At 40.5% G+C, this 242-nt stretch carries 1 protein-coding gene; it reads right to left on the bottom strand.

The window, feature by feature from the left end; translation table 11 throughout:
- Positions 1-242 (bottom strand): MotA/TolQ/ExbB proton channel family protein (locus RYX56_RS24725; protein ID WP_317124436.1); only part of this gene is annotated, 242 nt, incomplete at both ends.

The following is a 242-nucleotide window of genomic DNA, read 5'->3' as shown; positions in this document are numbered from 1 at the left end:
ACGGTTAATTTCTTTTCAATGGCGCTTGGGGAAAGCCCTTCAGAAATTGCCAGTAACCCTTCAACCATTAACAGCTTCATTTCTTGCTCTTGCTTTGAAATTCGTTTCAATTTATTAGCGATAGGGTGCCAAAGGACATATCCGGAAAAGATCCCTAACAAGGTGGCAATGAAGGCGGCTGAAATCGAATGTCCCAATTTATCGACATTATTTAAATTTCCAAGCGATGCAACTAGTCCTAT

It is taken from the genome of Alkalihalophilus lindianensis (assembly GCF_032843265.1).
GTDB lineage: Bacteria > Bacillota > Bacilli > Bacillales > Bacillaceae_D > Alkalihalophilus > Alkalihalophilus lindianensis.
The sequence above is the reverse complement of the archived record's forward strand: the minus strand, read 5'-3'. Positions and strand labels throughout refer to the sequence as shown.